A 17,251-nucleotide genomic window follows, 5' to 3' on the forward strand; every position below is an offset into this window, starting at 1 on the left:
TCCCGTTCACAACGTTTTCATCACATTCGATGGGGGCTTATGCCCCCATTTTTTGTTGGCGTAATTTATGAACGAAACGCAATCTCTGAGCCTTACCCAGGCCTGGCTGGAAAGCCTGCGACCTAAAACATTACCGCTGGCATTCGCGGCCATTGTCGTCGGCACCGTGCTGGCGTGGTGGCAGGGTTATTTTGATCCGCTGGTCGCCGTGCTCGCGTTGATCACCGCCGGCCTGCTGCAAATTCTCTCCAACCTTGCCAATGATTACGGTGATGCCGTGAAGGGCAGCGATAAACCGGATCGCATTGGGCCACTGCGCGGTATGCAGAAAGGTGCTATCTCGCTTGCGCAAATGAAACGAGCGCTGATTATCGTGATTGTGCTGAGCTGTATTTCCGGGCTGTTGCTGGTGACAGCGGCAACCCAGACGCTGGCGGATTTTATCGGCTTTCTCGTGCTTGGCGGCCTGTCGATCGTTGCGGCGATTACTTACACCATTGGTAAGCGTCCGTATGGCTATCTCGGCCTTGGCGATATCTCAGTGCTGATTTTCTTTGGCTGGCTGAGCGTGATGGGAAGCTGGTATCTACAAACGCATATGCTGATCCCGGCGGTTATTCTGCCCGCCACGGCCTGCGGCCTGCTGGCGACAGCTGTATTGAATATCAATAACTTGCGTGATATCGACAGCGACCGCGAGAACGGCAAAAACACGCTGGTGGTGCGTTTAGGGCCAATCAACGCCCGCCGCTATCACGTCGGCTTGCTGGTCGGCGCGCTGCTGTGCCTGGCGCTGTTCAACCTGCTGTCATTGCATAGCCTGTGGGGATGGTTATTTCTCCTTGCAGCACCGCTACTTATCAAACAAGCGCGCTTTGTGCTGCGCGAACGCGATCCGCGCGCTATGCCACCGATGCTTGAACGTACGGTGAAAGGTGCACTGCTTACTAACTTATTGTTTGTTATTGGAATAATTCTCAGTCAGGCACACCTTTAACTGATTAATGTCAATTAACAATTGATGATTTTGCCAACAGTGCGGGATGCGCGATATACTAACGTTTCTCGCATCAACTGAACGTTAATCCTATGAAATACGATACTTCTGAGCTTTGTGACATCTACCAGGAAGAGATCAACGTTGTAGAGCCGCTATTCTCTAATTTTGGCGGTCGGTCGTCTTTTGGCGGACAAATCATCACGGTGAAATGTTTCGAGGATAACGGGTTGCTGTACGATCTGCTCGAACAAAATGGCCGTGGTCGCGTCCTGCTGGTCGACGGCGGCGGTTCTATGCGTCGTGCGTTAATCGACGCCGATCTCGCACGCACTGCGGTGCAAAACGAGTGGGAAGGCATTGTGGTTTATGGCGCTGTGCGCCAGGTTGACGATCTGGAAGAGCTGGATATCGGTATCCAGGCGATTGCCGCTATTCCGGTTGGCGCGGCAGGTGAAGGCATTGGTGAAAGCGACGTGCGCGTCAATTTCGGCGGTGTCACCTTCTTCTCTGGCGACCATCTGTATGCCGACAATACCGGCATTATCCTTTCCGAAGATCCCCTCGATATCGAATAAACAAAAGGGCGCCATCAGGCGCCCTTCTTCTTTTACATCAGACAACGCTTCGCTTATCCGATTCGAACGATTTCGCGTTGTAGCAAGGCAGCAAGCGAATAAATCCTGGGAGCGTGGATAGCCTGACCGGGATGAATACGCGCAGCCAATACCGCGAAAGATAAAGCGTAATCAGACTTCTTCCATGCGGCCCAGCAGCGCTTGCAAACGCTCCTGCCAGCCGTGCTGCTGCTCTTTCAGCTGGTTATTTTCGCGCTCCAGCTCTTCGCGGCTATGCTGTGCAGCCTGAACGTCCTGCGCCAGACTATTGTTCTTTTCTTTCAGCTCTTCGATTTCCATCTGCAACAGCGTGATGGTATCAATCGCCTGCTGCACTTTCGCTTCCAGTTTCTCGAACACTTCTAATGACATTGTCATACCTCTCCTGAGTTGCAAGGCGTTGATAGGTAAATCTTCGTCCCTAATACCGGCGACGCCTTAATAAAAATGAGCGCATTCGCTTGCCTCCGATTGTATGAATCACGCCAGCCCCTGTCCAGCGCGGAGCCGCGCTGTTTGCGCTTTGCAACACTTTTCGTCCTCATCCTGGTGCAACAACGGTGCCCGTCTCTAAATTGTTAATAGTGAAGTTACAAAAATGATTCAGCTCACATTTCGATATGGCACAAAAACACCCCAATTCGCGCGAAAACGCTCATTTTATTGACGCAGTACACACATTTTAATTTCGATATTTCTCGTTTTTGCTCGTTAACGATAAATTAACACTATGTCTACACGACATCATGGGAGACGTTGGCCCCATGCTAACAATAACCATTACTCTTTAGCAGGATCCGATTATGAGTCAGACATCAACCTTAAAAGGCCAGTGCATCGCCGAGTTTCTCGGAACCGGGTTGTTGATTTTTTTCGGTGTCGGGTGTGTCGCAGCGCTGAAAGTGGCAGGCGCCACCTTCGGTCAGTGGGAAATCAGCATCATCTGGGGTCTTGGCGTGGCTATGGCCATCTACCTGACTGCAGGGGTTTCCGGCGCGCATCTTAACCCCGCGGTAACGATCGCACTATGGCTCTTCGCCAGTTTTGACGGGCGCAAAGTAGCTCCCTTCATCATTTCTCAGTTTGCCGGCGCGTTTTGCGCAGCGGCGCTTGTTTACGGGCTTTACTACAATCTTTTCCTCGACTTCGAACACACGCACAATATGGTGCGAGGTAGCGTCGAAAGTCTTGATTTAGCGGGTATCTTTTCAACCTATCCTAACCCGCACATCAACTTTGTGCAGGCCTTCGCAGTTGAAATGGTCATTACCGCTATTCTGATGGGCGTCATCATGGCGCTGGGCGATGATGGCAACGGCATTCCACGCGGGCCGCTGGCACCCCTGCTGATTGGCCTGCTGATTGCGGTTATCGGCGCGTCGATGGGGCCACTGACCGGCTTCGCCATGAACCCGGCGCGTGATATCGGCCCGAAAACCTTCGCCTGGCTGGCAGGCTGGGGCGATGTCGCCTTTACCGGCGGCAAAGATATTCCCTACTTCCTCGTCCCGCTGTTCGGGCCGATCGTAGGCGCGGCGCTTGGCGCGTTCGGTTATCGTAAACTGATTGCCCGCCATCTGCCGTCAGGAACCAGTGAGGCAGCGGAAGAAAAAGGCACTGCCTCCACGACTCAACAAAAAGCTTCGCTGTAATGTGACTACGGGACTCTAACCATGACTGACAAAAAATATATCGTTGCACTCGACCAGGGTACTACCAGTTCCCGCGCGGTTGTGATGGATCACGACGCCAACATCATCAGCGTTTCACAGCGTGAATTTGAACAAATTTACCCGAAGCCAGGCTGGGTTGAGCACGATCCCATGGAAATCTGGGCATCGCAAAGCTCCACGCTGGTCGAAGCGTTAGCGAAGGCAGACATCAACTCCGACGAAATTGCCGCCATCGGTATTACCAATCAGCGTGAAACGGCCATCGTCTGGGAACGCGAAACCGGCAAACCGATCTACAACGCGATTGTCTGGCAGTGCCGTCGTACCGCAGATATTTGCGAGCAGCTCAAACGCGACGGCATGGAAGAGTACGTGCGCAACACCACCGGCCTTGTGATTGACCCGTACTTCTCCGGCACCAAAGTGAAGTGGATCCTCGATCACGTTGAAGGCTCCCGTGAACGTGCGAAGCGCGGTGAACTGCTGTTCGGCACCGTGGATACCTGGCTTATCTGGAAAATGACCCAAGGCCGCGTTCACGTGACCGATTACACCAACGCCTCGCGCACCATGCTGTTCAACATCCACGCGCTGGACTGGGATGACAAAATGCTGGATGCGCTGGATATCCCGCGTGCCATGCTGCCGGAAGTGCGCAAGTCCTCCGAAGTCTACGGTCAGACCAACATTGGTGGTAAAGGCGGTACGCGTATTCCTATCGCCGGGATCGCCGGTGACCAGCAGGCCGCGCTGTTTGGTCAGCTGTGCGTGAAAGAAGGGATGGCGAAAAATACCTACGGCACCGGCTGTTTTATGCTGATGAACACCGGTGAGAAAGCGGTGAAATCCGAGCACGGTCTGCTGACCACCATCGGTTGCGGTCCGAAAGGCGAAGTGAACTACGCGCTGGAAGGGGCTGTGTTCATGGCGGGGGCCTCCATCCAGTGGCTGCGTGACGAGATGAAGCTGCTCAGCGATGCATTCGACTCTGAATATTTCGCTACCAAAGTAAAAGACACCAACGGCGTATACGTGGTTCCGGCCTTCACCGGCCTCGGCGCGCCATACTGGGACCCGTACGCACGCGGTGCAATCTTCGGCCTGACGCGCGGTGTGAACGCTAACCACATCATTCGCGCCACGCTGGAATCGATCGCCTACCAGACGCGCGATGTTCTGGAAGCGATGCAGGCAGATTCCGGTATTCGTTTACACGCGCTGCGTGTGGATGGCGGCGCGGTGGCCAACAACTTCCTGATGCAGTTCCAGTCCGACATTCTGGGTACCCGCGTAGAACGCCCGGAAGTGCGCGAAGTGACGGCGCTGGGCGCGGCCTACCTTGCTGGTCTGGCAGTCGGCTTCTGGCAGAATCTCGATGAATTGCAGGAAAAAGCGGTCATCGAACGCGAATTCCGCCCGGGCATCGAAACCACCGAGCGCAACTACCGTTACAGCGGCTGGAAAAAAGCCGTTAAACGCGCGCTGGCGTGGGAAGAACACGACGAGTAATCCCGCCCTCTTCCCTCCCTCGTTTGGGGGAGGGGATCAATCCTCTCCCCCTCTCCCTGTGGTAAACTTTGTGCAATTTCTTTCACTACAGAGTGTGTTATGAGACGAGAACTTGCCATCGAATTCTCCCGCGTTACCGAGGCTGCGGCGCTGGCTGGCTACAAGTGGCTGGGACGTGGCGATAAAAACACGGCGGACGGCGCAGCGGTGAACGCTATGCGCATCATGCTCAACAATGTCGACATTGACGGTACCATCGTCATTGGCGAAGGGGAGATCGATGAAGCGCCGATGCTGTTTATCGGTGAGAAAGTCGGCACAGGGAAAGGCGACGCCGTGGATATCGCGGTCGATCCTATCGAAGGCACCCGCATGACAGCGATGGGCCAGGCAAATGCGCTGGCGGTACTGGCTGTCGGTGATAAGGGCTGCTTCCTGAATGCGCCGGATATGTACATGGAAAAGCTGATTGTCGGCCCTGGCGCAAAAGGCGCTATCGACCTCAATCTGCCGCTGGCGGATAACCTGCGCAATGTCGCCGCCGCGCTGAACAAACCCCTGACTGAATTGACGGTCACCATCCTTGCCAAACCGCGCCATGACACAACGATTGCAGAGATGCAAAAGCTCGGCGTGCGCGTTTTCGCCATTCCCGACGGCGATGTGGCGGCATCCATTCTGACTTGTATGCCGGATAGCGAAGTCGATGTGCTGTACGGTATCGGCGGCGCGCCGGAAGGTGTGGTTTCCGCAGCGGTGATCCGCGCGCTTGATGGCGACATGCAGGGACGTCTGCTGGCGCGCCATCAGGTTAAAGGCGACAGCGAAGAGAACCGCCGCATCGGCGAGCAGGAGCTGAAACGCTGCCGTGGTATGGGCATTCAGGCGGGCAACGTGCTACGTCTGGACGATATGGCGCGTAGCGATAATGTGATTTTTGCGGCAACCGGCATCACCAAAGGCGATCTGCTGGATGGCATTACCCGCAAAGGTAATATCGCCACCACGGAAACGCTGCTGATCCGTGGAAAATCGCGCACGATTCGCCGCATTCAGTCCATCCACTACCTCGATCGTAAAGATCCGGATGTGCAACGCCACATCCTGTAAGGCTATTTGTTCAATTGAGCTTTCCGGCCCGCACGGGCTGGAAATCTCCCTCCACAGGCACGAAGATAAGGCAACGCAACTGAACAGGAGATAACCATGGCGGAATGGGTAACAGGAAAAATCACTAAGGTGCAGTTCTGGACCGATGCGCTATTTAGCCTCACCGTTCATGCCCCCGTTCACCCCTTCACTGCCGGGCAGTTCGCCAAGCTTGGTCTGGAAATTGACGGCGAGCGCGTTCAGCGCGCTTACTCTTACGTCAATGCGCCGGGTAACCCCGATCTCGAGTTCTATCTTGTCACCGTACCGGAAGGCAAACTCAGCCCGCGCCTGGCGGCTCTGCAACCGGGAGACGAAGTGCAAATTGTCAGCGAAGCCGCCGGTTTCTTTGTGCTTGAGGAGGTGCCGGACTGCGAAACGCTATGGATGCTGGCCACCGGCACCGCTATAGGGCCGTATCTGTCGATTTTGCAGGAAGGCAAAGATCTGCAGCGTTTTAAAAATCTGGTGCTGGTGCACGCCGTGCGCTATGCCGCGGATCTCAGCTACTTGCCGCTGATGCTGGAACTGCAACAGCGTTATGAAGGGAAACTACGTATTCAGACGGTAGTCAGCCGGGAGACGATTTCCGGTTCGCTGACTGGACGCGTACCGGCGTTGATTGAAAGCGGTGCGCTGGAAGAAGCTGTCGGGCTGCCGATGAACACCGAAACCAGCCATGTGATGCTGTGTGGCAACCCGCAGATGGTTCGCGATACCACACAACTCCTTAAAGATTCCCGGCAAATGGCCAAGCACCTGCGCCGCCGACCGGGGCATATCACCGCGGAACACTACTGGTAATCAGCGGTACTTCACTTCCAGCGTCTCTTTGCCATATTTGTTTTCTCCCTGGGTGCCGACAAACGCGCCCAGGTCGATCAGCATCATGACGATAATCACTACCGGAATCAGACGTCCCACCGCCCATTCCAGCGTGCCGTTCAATACTTCCCAATGGCCGGAAAGCAGCATCCACGCCAGTACCATCAGCAATCCCCACGCGCCATGACGGCCGCGATCGTGCAAACGTTTCACCATTACGCAGGCAGTCGGCCAGATGAGACACACCAGAATAAACGCGGCCATCTGGAAATCGAGCATTCCGCTGTTTGCCAGCGCAAACAGCACTGTCATGCTCACTACCCAGAGAATGATCCAGACCCAAAAGTCGCGTCGACCAATGCGCCCTTTAAACGAAAACAACCACTGCTGTATGCCCATGTAAGGTTCCTTATTATCGTAATGCTGCGTAGTTTACCCTGGCAGCGGGAGTTTTTGACAAGCCAGCCCGATATCGTTTTAATCGTGAGCACACTTTAGAGAGGGCGATGTAATGAAAGCATGGCGTTACCCGATTTGGCTGCTCTTCTCAGCGCTGGTCTTCGGCTCCCCGGTGTGGGCGGAAGAGACGCCTGCCACAGCAACCGCGCCCTACCTGCTGCCAGGCGCGCCGACATTCGACCAGTCGATCAGTCAGTTCCGGGAAAAATTTAATACCGACAACCCGACGCTGGCGCTGAACGAATTTCGCGCAGTCGATGGCCGCAACGATCAGGCAAACCTGACACGCGCAGCGACAAAAATTAACGACAACCTTTATGCATCGACAGCGCTGGAGCGCGGTACGCTGAAAATAAAATCGATGCAAATCACCTGGCTGCCAGTACAGGGTCCAGAGCAAAAGGCGGCGAAAGCGAAAGCCCAGGAGTATATGGCGGCGATAATTCGTGCCTTTTCCCCGGCAATGACCACCGCGCAGAGCGGGCAAAAGCTGCAAAAGTTGTTGAACAACGGCAAAAACAAACCGTACTACGCGGAAACAGAAGGCGCAGTACGTTATGTAGTGGCAGATAACGGCGAAAAGGGGCTGACCTTCGCTGTTGAACCGATTAAGCTGACGCTATCTGAATCGCTTGAAGATAACAATAAATGACAAAAAGCAAAGCCTTTCAGGGGATGAATCTCTATACTGTTTCACAGACCATGCTGCCCTGAAGGGCGGCCATATTCCTTAATTCGCCAAGCGCGTGGAGAGTAAAAATGCGACATCCTTTAGTGATGGGTAACTGGAAACTGAACGGCAGCCGCCACATGGTAAACGAACTGGTTGCAAACCTGCGTACCGAGCTGGCTGGCGTAACGGGCTGTGCAGTCGCGATTGCACCGCCGGAAATGTACCTGGATCTGGCTAAACGTGCTGCTGACGGTAGCCACATCATCCTGGGCGCGCAGAACGTCGACGTTAACCTGTCCGGCGCTTTCACCGGTGAAACCTCTGCCGAAATGCTGAAAGACATCGGCGCAAAATACATCATCATCGGCCACTCTGAGCGTCGTACTTACCACGCAGAATCCGATGAATTCATTGCCAAAAAATTCGCCGTACTGAAAGCGCAGGGCCTGATCCCGGTATTGTGCATCGGTGAAACCGAAGCAGAAAACGAAGCGGGTAAAACCGAAGAAGTCTGCGCACGCCAGATCGACGCAGTACTGAAAACTCAGGGCGCTAGCGCGTTCGAAGGCGCAGTGATTGCCTACGAACCAGTGTGGGCGATCGGTACCGGCAAATCTGCAACTCCGGCGCAGGCGCAGGCAGTGCACAAATTTATCCGTGACCACATTGCTAAAGCAGATGCGAAAGTGGCTGAGCAAGTGATCATTCAGTACGGCGGTTCCGTGAATGCCGGCAACGCCGCAGAGCTGTTCACCCAGCCGGACATCGACGGCGCGCTGGTTGGCGGCGCATCTCTGAAAGCTGACGCTTTCGCCGTGATCGTCAAAGCAGCAGAAGCAGCAAAACAGGCGTAATTGCATAGTAAGTGGCGGGTAGCGATTACGCTAACCCGCCCTACGCAAAGCCAGGCCCGGTATGCGCTAACGCCACCGGGCTTTTTTACAACTATCCTCGCCTGCTGACCGAATAAGCGCAGCGCTATCCGGCAATGCCAGACTGTTACAGTTTCCCCAGCACACTAAACCACGCATAATCCAGCGGTAACAATACCAGATACGTCACCACTGCCAGCGCCAGACAGAGCAGCATTCCTGCGCGTGCCGGCACTTTCCCCAGCGCCATAGCCACCACAATCGGCGATGCCTGATACGGCAACAGCGGTGTGGAGTAACCCAGCACCTGAATCATGATGACCGACAGCAGCGGGAATCCGGTTGCGTCAGAAAAACTCTGCGCCAGCGTGGTAAACAGCGCCGGAACACCGTTGGCGGTCATAATGAAATTGAGGGCGGTGGTGATGCCCGTCAGCGCGAGAAAACTGGTGAACGGATTAGCCGGATCGAGCGGCATCACCCTCAGCAACGCGTCCCCGACCGCACTGCCGATACCCGTTTGCGTCACCGTGATCGCCAAGCCCAAAATCCCGGCAACGTAAATACAGGTGCGGATATTCACCCCGCTGGAAAACTCGTCGCCATTGATAAAGCCAATGCGCGGCAGCAAGGTGACACAGGCCGCCGCCAGCCCGGTCCACGCCGGACCAATGCCGTGCCAGCTCTCCGTCACCCACATCGTCAGCACCACCGCCAGCAGCCAGGCCAGCCGTTTCTCCTCCCGGCTCATCGGCGCAGAAATTGCCTCTTCACGCGGTGCCTGCGGCTGTCCCGGAAACAGCCAGCAGATCAGGCCAATCAGAATAACGCCTTTCAGAATGCCGAGTACCGGCGTGTGCAACAGCAAATAGGGAAGATAGTTGAGATGAATGCCATAAGAGCCTTCCGCCGCGCCACTCATCACCAGATTGGGAACGTTGGCGGGTAGAATAGTGGCCGAAAGCTGGAACGTGCCGAAACCGACGGCCAGCGCCAGCCCGTACCATGAACGTGTACCTTCCTGAATACCCGATCGCGCCGCCATCGCTGCAACGATCGGCATCAGCAACGCAATGCGTCCCATATTCGACGGCATCACAAAGGCCAGCGCATAACTCAACAGCACGACGCTGGAGACCATTTGCAGCCATGAGGTTGTCAGCCGCGATGACAACGCGCGGGCAGCCCTGTCCGCCAGACCGGTTTTACGGATCGCCACGCCCAGCACAAAACCGCTGAACACCAGCCAGAATGCCGAAGAAGCAAACCCACCGAAGACCACTTCCGGCGACGCGATTTTCGCCATCATCGCTGCCGTGAAGAACAGCAGCGCAGTAATAAACTCCGGTAACAGCGAGGTTGCCCACAGCACAATGGTGATGCCGACAATTAACGAAGGAAGGAACAGAGGGTGAGTAAGCCAGAGCGACATGCCTGTCTCCTGTAGATTTTTTCAGCAAGTCTACGGCGACAGGCAGGTTGAGTAAACGCGAATTATAGTGGGGTTATTTGAGGATATCGCATTGATGATCCTGAATTTCCTCCGCAGAAGCACGATTAAGCGCCAGCAGATTACGCTCGGTTGCCAGCAGCACAAACGAGCCGTCCGCCTGTTGCGCCATCGCCAGCGCAAAACGCCCCATATGCGCTTTTGCTTCCGGGATTTCTTCCGCCAGCATCAGGAACGGGCTACGTTGTACCAGCTCCGCTTCCGTTACGCGTCGGGCCAAATATTGATGACCGAGCAAACCGCCCGGGAATTCCAGCCACTGGCTGCTAATACGCGCGGCATTATCATTTAACTGCCGACGTACATCGGGGCGCAGACAAGAGATGTGAATGTGAAAGTGGTTTTGTGTACGCCCCATGCGGGAGTTGATGGTCAGAGAGATGGCATTATCCGGCACTTCGCTGCCGCGTAGTTTGCTCATCACATCGCGGGATTGCCACGCTTGCCAGAAAAAGTTTGGCGTTGTCGCTTGCAGCAGCAGCGGGCTTTCCGTGCCGTTAATGCGATAAGTCGGCATCAACAGAAATTGCAGCGGCCCATTGCGATCTTTCATCAGCACGTAACCACTTTTCAGGTTTACCTGCGCACAGGGAGCGGGTGAATGATGTTCGCGAGCATTTGGCAGACATTGCCCGATAACGATCTGCCGCAACGCGTCCGGATTGCCGCGACCTTTAAACCAGTATGCAGTTCCCGCGCCCGCCAGAACAACCAGCACTAACAGGGCAATAATAAGACGACGTACTGTTTTCATATTTCCGCTTCCTTTGCTGAAAGAACCGGAATGATAGCGCAAAACAGCTGTGAAGTCGGAAATCCTGGATTTTACGCAGGTGCAAAAACGACATCGCCCTCAGGAGAGGGCGATGTGCGGGGATTAGCGTTTGCTGATTTGGTCGAACGTACCGCCGTTAGAGAAGTGCTCTTTTTGCGCTTTGGTCCAGCCACCAAACTCATCATCAATGGTGAAGAGTTTCAGTTTCGGGAACTCACTCGCGTATTTCGCGGCAATTTGCGGATCGCGCGGACGGTAGAAGTTCTTCGCGACGATCTCCTGGCCTTCCGGCGAGTAGAGATATTTCAGGTAGGCTTCAGCCACTTTCTCGGTGCCTTTTTTCTCGGCAACTTTATCAACGACAGAAACCGTTGGCTCAGCGAGGATCGATTCGCTCGGCGTTACGATTTCAAACTTGTCTTTACCCAGTTCGTTAGTTGCCAGCAGCGCTTCGTTTTCCCATGCGATCAGCACATCGCCAATGCCGCGTTCAACAAAGGTACTGGTCGCGCCGCGCGCGCCGGAATCCAGCACTTCCACGTTTTTATACAGCGCTTTCACAAACTCCTGCGCTTTTGCCTGATCGCCATTGTTCTGGTGCAGAGCGTAGCCCCAGGCGGCCAGATAGTTCCAGCGTGCACCGCCGGAGCTTTTCGGGTTCGGCGTAATAACGGAAACGCCCGGTTTCACCAGATCGTTCCAGTCATGAATCTGTTTTGGGTTGCCTTTGCGTACCAGGAAGACGATGGTTGAGGTGTAAGGCGCGGAGTTGTCCGGCAGGCGTTTGATCCAGTTTTTATCAATGCGGCCACGTTCAGCGATAGCGTCAACGTCATAAGCCAGCGCCAGCGTCACGACATCGGCATCAATGCCGTTAATTACCGAGGTCGCCTGTTTACCAGAGCCGCCATGAGATTGACGGATCACGACATTGTCGCCGGTCTCTTGTTTCCAGTGCGCGCTAAACGCTTTGTTGTACTGTTCGTACAGCTCACGCGTTGGATCGTAAGACACGTTTAATAACTGGATGTCCTTAGCCAGAACGCTGGTGGAGGCCAGCAGTAAAGTTATTCCCACGCCCCATTTATTCATCGCCCACTCTCTTTGGTTGTGTATTTTGATGCGACCAGCGTGCCAGAAAGATAATCAATGATTAAAGAATAAAAAAAGATTGGCTATAACAATGAGGAATAAAAAGAGCTAAAAAAACGCCCTCGCGGTGAGGGCGTTTCGCACGATTAAAAGAGTTTCTTCGCGCAGTCCAGCCAGTCGCCTTTGAACGGGCGCTTCATGTTCTCGATAGCGTCGATAATGTCGTGGTGAACCATTTTTTCGTTCTGGATACCGACGCAACGACCGCCAAAGCCCTGCAGCAGCAGTTCAATAGCGTAAGAACCCATGCGGGATGCCAGGATACGGTCGTAAGGCACCGGAGAACCGCCGCGCTGAATATGGCCGAGAACGGTCGCACGCGTTTCACGCTGTGTTTCGCTTTCGATATATTTCGCCAGCTCGTCAATGTCGCAGATGTGCTCAGTGATCGCCACAATCGCGTGTTTTTTACCTTTGGCGATACCAGCTTTGATTTCTGCAACCAGATCTTCACGGTTGAATTCTACTTCCGGCAGAACGATAAACTCACAGCCGCCGGCAATTGCCGCAGCCAGAGTCAGATCGCCGCAGTAACGGCCCATCACTTCAACGATGGAGATACGCTGGTGCGAAGAAGAGGTATCACGCAGGCGGTCAATCGCTTCAACGACGGTTTGCAGCGCGGTGAAATAACCGATGGTGTAGTCCGTGCCCGCAACGTCGTTATCGATGGTGCCCGGCAGACCAATGCACGGGAAGCCCATTTCAGTCAGGCGTTTGGCACCCATATAAGAACCGTCGCCGCCAATAACCACCAGGGCGTCGATACCGCGTTTTTTCATGTTCTCAATAGCCACGGCACGGATATGCTCTTCGCGGAATTCCGGGAAGCGGGCAGAGCCGAGGAATGTACCGCCGCGGTTGATCATATCCGACACGCTGTAACGGTCGAGTTGGATCATGCGGTCTTCGTACAGGCCGAGGTAACCATCATAGATACCTGCAACTTCCAGACCTTCTGTTAATGCGGCACGGACGACCCCGCGGATCGCGGCATTCATGCCTGGCGCATCACCGCCACTTGTCAACACACCGATTTTTTTAATCATGACTACCTCTGAACTAGGAATGCAAAATAAATTCTGTGGCCCGAAGCGACTCCCCACGGGAGCGAACAACTATGCTGCAAATAGTATATCAATCACTGCTTGCTGAATTGATTCAGGTCAGCCCAAATGGCGGTAATTTATACACAAAAAACGGGTCTGGCTCACTTTTTTACAATGAAATACGAATGCACTGCTGTGCTTAACGCCCCTGGGGTACGACTGAGCAGGGATCCTGGTGAATAATCACATCCGATCCCGGAAAACGTTGCAGAATGGCCTGCTCTACCTGCTCAGCCACAAGATGCGCCTGAACCAACGGCAGGTTATCGTCCATTTCTAAATGTATTTGAATAAAGCGGGTCGGCCCTGACTGCCGCGTGCGAAGATCGTGCGCGCCGCTAACGCCTGGCCAGGCAGTGACGATATCAACAATCTCCCGGCGCTCTTCGTCGGGTAACGCTCTGTCCAGCAGCGCCTGAACCGCTTCATACCCCATGCGTAACGCGCTATACAAAATATAGCTGCCAATCCCCAGAGCAAACAGCGCATCTGCCCGGTGCCAGCCGTACCAGGACAGACCAAGCGCGATGAGAATTGCACCGTTCATCATAACATCAGACTGATAATGAAGCATATCCGCCCGCACCGCCTGGCTGTGGGTTTTACGTACAACCCAGCGCTGAAAAGTGACTAATATCACAGTACTGAATAGCGCAATGAGCGTGACGGTAATACCAATCCCGGCAGCGCGAAGCGGCTCGGGGTTAGCCAGGTGCTGAATACCGGTCAAAAACAGAAACAGCGCCGAACCGGAAATAAACATACTTTGCGCCAGCGCGGCCAACGACTCCGCTTTACCATGCCCGAAAGTATGTTCTTCATCAGCGGGCTGCAACGAGTAACGCACCACTAACAGATTGGTCAACGATGCCGCGATATCCACCAGAGAATCCACCAGCGCCGCCAGAATACTGACCGACCCGGTGAACCACCATGCAAAAATTTTAATTAACAGTAGTGACGATGCCATGACGGTCGCCGCGACTGCCGCCCGGGTAACCAGCCGCCCATAGGATTGATTCATAAACGCTCCTGCTTTGTCCTGCGGGAATTATAACGGATGGCCACCATGGCGATGACGAAATTAAGCGGGGGAATTTGACCAAAAAGATTAACTCATCGTTCAGGATAAAAAGATTTACAGGCCCGTGGTGGAAACTCAAAGTTTCTGATTACCAGGGGCTCGCATCAGGCCCCCAACCAGCATATGTAACAAGGCTGAATATGCGATGAAATGGATAACCCAGCGCTGGGGCTGATTTTTTTCTTCGGTCGATGCGGATGGCACAAAGCATGGCGGCGCTTATGTTCAGCAAACCAATGTCGGAGCGGGGGCCTGATAAGCGAGGTATACTGGATTACGTGGCGTTCACTGATAACGGCCAAAGACAGAAGCCGCCTAAAATGGCGGCTTCAATTGTCTATCCTTTAGATTTTTTAGGATCATTTTTTCGCGGATACGTCCGCTCTTCCTGAAACTGACCATTTTGCTTATGAATTTTCACTGAACCTTGCTTGTCGCTCATGAATTCGCGCATTTTATCAATCAGTTCAGCCTTAGTGTCAGCGGTTTTGCTGGGGCGATCATTCCCTTCCTTTTGCAACTTCCACTTATCACCATCTTTTGTAACGTGATAATTATCCATTGAAAGTCCTCAGACAGAAAAAGCAATATTGCTTCTATAAGATCCTAAACCAGGCGAAAACGCAGGATTGTGCGTATGACCGCCTTTTGGATCATCCCAAGCAATATCAGATTTTGCTGCGCTCATCGTAGATGAGGATTTACCTTTTTCCGCACCGTACAAGCTTTCAAGGTTGCTCCTTCTGCAATTGACAGGTAAATAAGAGGCAAAAAAAACCCCCACATCATGTGGGGGAAGACAGGGATGGTGATTTAAAGCTATTCCTATCAACATGAAATAAAAGGATTTATTTCATGCAGTGTCCACACTGCGACCACATTGATACAAAACACGCCCTGTAATCGCAGGGCGTTTTTCACATCCACAAATTTTGTTGCCCTGAAATCGTCGGGTGTGGTCTGACTGGCTGCACTTCGCCGGGCTTCACGATATACCGCTGCACTGATTCCATCGTTACAAACGTCGCACTACAGTTAACGTTTTGGCATTGGTGATAACGTTCCTTGGTGGTATCTGTCATGTAACGACTGGTACGCGCATGAGCGGCATGTTGGCATAACGGGCAATGGAACATAATGAGCACCTCGACGGTTTGAGCAATGTCGAAATTTTACGCCAAAAACCTTTGAATAACAAAAGGTTAAATCAATAACATCACTCATCGTTTTCGGATTCGTACTCAACCTCAGAAAGCTTTATTTCAAGCTCTACGCCCGTCGTGAAGCCATTATTATTGAGGTTATGAGTCACCCTACTAATCAACCACGCCTGCTCATCTATGACGCTCTTAAACCCCGAGACTTTCACCGGTGTTTCCGGGTAGAGATCGGCACGCCCGACAGCCAGATTTATCGAGAACTCCGCAACACCGCGCTGTAGCTTGCCCCATTTCGCCTGCGCCGCCCGCATGGCCTGGGCTTTTGTGGCGTACACCGTTGTAAGCGCAAACACGTTATCCGCCTCACCGGCCAGATATTCGCCCTCGCGGGCTTCCGGTACTCTGGTTTCCTTTTTTTTAGCTTTAGCTTTCGGGTGCTGTAGCGCGCGTAAATGCTGCTCTCTGGGTTTGCGCTTCACCTTCACTTTCTTCGGTTTCGGGTCTTTGGTGTGAAGCCACTGAGCCGTAACGCCGGTGTAAGCGCCCCGGTCGGCAATCGCAAACTGGTGCCGGTCGCCGTCGCTGCGGGTGATCGTCACCTGCGGAATGGGCTTACCGCTCGCGGTCACCGCATTCCCGGCTTTGAGAAACAGCAATTTCCCCGCCTTGACCGACACCTCGCCGCCGTTCCGGTCAGCCAGCCGTGTCAGGAATTTAGCGTCAGATTCCTGCGTCTGGTCGATATGCGGGATATGAATCCCGGCCAGTGCCGGGGTAACGCTCGCGGTCAGCTTGTTACGTGCGGCGATCGCCGCCACGATATCGCCGAGGGTTTTGTCGTGCCAGGACTCTTCACGCCGGGAATTCAGCGTCCCGCGAAAATCAGCGCTGCGGGCGCGGATGGTCACGGTATCAGGCGCGCCCCGGTGCTCAACCTCATCAACGGTAAAACTGCCCTTGCCGACCAGCGCGGAATCTTTCCAGCCGAGATACAGGGTCAGCAACGCGCCGCGCACCGGCAACTGCACAAGGCCGTCGCTGTCATCGAGCTCAATATCGAGCTGGTCAGCCTCAAAGCCCCGGTTATCCGTCATCGTGAGGTTTATCAGCCGGTTGCTGATGTTGCCGGTGATATCCTTACTGTCCAGTTTCAGCATAAACGCGGGGGTGAGTGAGCTCCCCGCCTGGCTGTAGAGTATTTCTGACATCATAACCCCGGCATGGTGATTAACCTGGTGGCGGCCGCTTTTGCTTTCCCGGCAAGCATGTCAGCCTGCTGACTCAGGTCGCCATAAACCGCCGCGAGTGACTCATCCACTCGCGTTAACGCCAGCGTAAAATCAATCTTCCGGGGTGAGCCGTCAGAAAAAAACTCCGCGCCGGTTTCGTTAATGCTGTTGATGACATACATGCCGTAAATCTGGCCGGTTCCGGCAATCAGCGGCCACGCCTTACCCTGTTCGGCCATCTGCCTGAGCGCGGTCAGCGTCAGAGTCCCGCCGGTGATTTCCGGGTAAAGCGTGCCGTTGAGCGTGATTTTTTCCTCCCCGACGCCGAGGAACTGAAAAGCATCGCGCCTGCCAACGCGGCTGTTTGACGGCCAGCGATATTCCGCGTCGCGTTGCATGCCCTGAAACGGCAGTGTCTGGCGCATAAAGACAAAGAAACCTAATGCGAGCATCATCTC

Annotated in this window: 19 protein-coding genes; 8 read left to right on the top strand and 11 right to left on the bottom strand. The window is 54.1% G+C overall.

Features of this window, described 5'->3' with window-relative positions; all coding sequences use genetic code 11:
* The first annotated feature begins 67 nt into the window (after positions 1–67).
* Both menA and rraA read left to right on the top strand, forming a co-directional pair.
* Positions 68–997: a 1,4-dihydroxy-2-naphthoate polyprenyltransferase gene (gene menA / locus AWR26_RS25005; RefSeq protein WP_074922681.1), complete on the top strand. Its 930-nt coding sequence runs from the start codon at positions 68–70 to the stop codon at positions 995–997.
* A 92-nt stretch (positions 998–1,089) separates the two neighbouring features.
* A complete protein-coding gene (gene rraA / locus AWR26_RS25010) occupies positions 1,090–1,575 on the top strand; it encodes a ribonuclease E activity regulator RraA (protein WP_007369230.1) in 486 nt (161 codons plus the stop codon).
* Positions 1,576–1,746: 171 nt separating this feature from the next.
* Here the strand turns inward: rraA and zapB are convergent, their stop codons facing one another.
* The gene (zapB, locus tag AWR26_RS25015; RefSeq protein WP_007369231.1) at positions 1,747–1,992 is read right to left on the bottom strand and encodes a septal ring assembly protein ZapB; all 246 of its coding nucleotides are present in this window, start codon (positions 1,990–1,992) and stop codon (positions 1,747–1,749) included.
* A gap of 425 nt (positions 1,993–2,417) precedes the next feature.
* Between zapB and AWR26_RS25020 the strand changes: the two genes are divergently transcribed.
* The 4 genes from AWR26_RS25020 to fpr all read left to right on the top strand — a co-directional run bounded on the left by AWR26_RS25020 (position 2,418) and on the right by fpr (position 6,749).
* Positions 2,418–3,266 carry an MIP/aquaporin family protein gene (locus tag AWR26_RS25020; protein ID WP_074922680.1) on the top strand — a complete coding sequence of 283 codons (849 nt, stop codon included), beginning with the start codon at positions 2,418–2,420 and terminating at the stop codon, positions 3,264–3,266.
* A 21-nt stretch (positions 3,267–3,287) separates the two neighbouring features.
* Positions 3,288–4,796 carry a glycerol kinase GlpK gene (gene glpK, locus AWR26_RS25025; protein ID WP_043955928.1) on the top strand — a complete coding sequence of 503 codons (1,509 nt, stop codon included), beginning with the start codon at positions 3,288–3,290 and terminating at the stop codon, positions 4,794–4,796.
* 99 nt (positions 4,797–4,895) lie between these two features.
* A complete protein-coding gene (gene glpX, locus AWR26_RS25030; RefSeq protein ID WP_074922678.1) occupies positions 4,896–5,906 on the top strand; it encodes a class II fructose-bisphosphatase in 1,011 nt (336 codons plus the stop codon).
* Positions 5,907–6,002: 96 nt separating this feature from the next.
* A complete protein-coding gene (gene fpr / locus AWR26_RS25035) occupies positions 6,003–6,749 on the top strand; it encodes a ferredoxin--NADP(+) reductase (protein ID WP_074922676.1) in 747 nt (248 codons plus the stop codon).
* Here fpr and AWR26_RS25040 read toward each other — a convergent pair whose 3' ends face one another.
* Positions 6,750–7,169: a DUF805 domain-containing protein gene (locus AWR26_RS25040; protein ID WP_007369236.1), complete on the bottom strand. Its 420-nt coding sequence runs from the start codon at positions 7,167–7,169 to the stop codon at positions 6,750–6,752.
* Between the two features lie 112 nt (positions 7,170–7,281).
* On the opposite strand from AWR26_RS25040, the gene AWR26_RS25045 reads away from it, so the two are divergent.
* A complete protein-coding gene (locus AWR26_RS25045; RefSeq protein WP_074922675.1) occupies positions 7,282–7,881 on the top strand; it encodes a YiiQ family protein in 600 nt (199 codons plus the stop codon).
* 107 nt (positions 7,882–7,988) lie between these two features.
* On the top strand, positions 7,989–8,756 hold the full coding sequence (gene tpiA / locus AWR26_RS25050; RefSeq protein WP_074922673.1) for a triose-phosphate isomerase: 768 nt from the start codon (positions 7,989–7,991) through the stop codon (positions 8,754–8,756).
* A gap of 145 nt (positions 8,757–8,901) precedes the next feature.
* Here the strand turns inward: tpiA and AWR26_RS25055 are convergent, their stop codons facing one another.
* The 9 genes from AWR26_RS25055 to AWR26_RS25095 form a co-directional block, all read right to left on the bottom strand.
* Positions 8,902–10,206 carry an SLC13 family permease gene (locus AWR26_RS25055; protein WP_074922672.1) on the bottom strand — a complete coding sequence of 435 codons (1,305 nt, stop codon included), beginning with the start codon at positions 10,204–10,206 and terminating at the stop codon, positions 8,902–8,904.
* Between the two features lie 73 nt (positions 10,207–10,279).
* Positions 10,280–11,038 carry a CDP-diacylglycerol diphosphatase gene (locus tag AWR26_RS25060; RefSeq protein WP_074922670.1) on the bottom strand — a complete coding sequence of 253 codons (759 nt, stop codon included), beginning with the start codon at positions 11,036–11,038 and terminating at the stop codon, positions 10,280–10,282.
* A gap of 123 nt (positions 11,039–11,161) precedes the next feature.
* Positions 11,162–12,151, bottom strand: a complete 990-nt coding sequence (locus tag AWR26_RS25065; RefSeq protein WP_074922669.1) for a sulfate ABC transporter substrate-binding protein — start codon at positions 12,149–12,151, stop codon at positions 11,162–11,164.
* A 146-nt stretch (positions 12,152–12,297) separates the two neighbouring features.
* Complete coding sequence (gene pfkA / locus AWR26_RS25070; protein ID WP_007369242.1) at positions 12,298–13,260, bottom strand: 6-phosphofructokinase; 963 nt, start codon at positions 13,258–13,260, stop codon at positions 12,298–12,300.
* Positions 13,261–13,459: 199 nt separating this feature from the next.
* Positions 13,460–14,344 (bottom strand): CDF family cation-efflux transporter FieF, encoded by an 885-nt coding sequence (gene fieF, locus AWR26_RS25075; protein ID WP_074922667.1) that lies wholly within the window; start codon positions 14,342–14,344, stop codon positions 13,460–13,462.
* A 397-nt stretch (positions 14,345–14,741) separates the two neighbouring features.
* Positions 14,742–14,966, bottom strand: a complete 225-nt coding sequence (locus AWR26_RS25080; RefSeq protein ID WP_074922666.1) for a DUF2188 domain-containing protein — start codon at positions 14,964–14,966, stop codon at positions 14,742–14,744.
* A gap of 355 nt (positions 14,967–15,321) precedes the next feature.
* Entirely contained in the window at positions 15,322–15,540 is a 219-nt protein-coding gene (locus AWR26_RS25085) for a DNA-binding transcriptional regulator (protein ID WP_072000406.1), read from the bottom strand.
* 80 nt (positions 15,541–15,620) lie between these two features.
* Positions 15,621–16,772 carry a phage late control D family protein gene (locus AWR26_RS25090; protein ID WP_074922659.1) on the bottom strand — a complete coding sequence of 384 codons (1,152 nt, stop codon included), beginning with the start codon at positions 16,770–16,772 and terminating at the stop codon, positions 15,621–15,623.
* Entirely contained in the window at positions 16,772–17,248 is a 477-nt protein-coding gene (locus tag AWR26_RS25095) for a phage tail protein (protein ID WP_074922658.1), read from the bottom strand. Before AWR26_RS25095 ends, AWR26_RS25090 begins: the two co-directional genes overlap by 1 nt.
* Positions 17,249–17,251 lie beyond the last annotated feature (3 nt).

Source organism: Kosakonia oryzae, assembly GCF_001658025.2.
GTDB lineage: Bacteria > Pseudomonadota > Gammaproteobacteria > Enterobacterales > Enterobacteriaceae > Kosakonia > Kosakonia oryzae.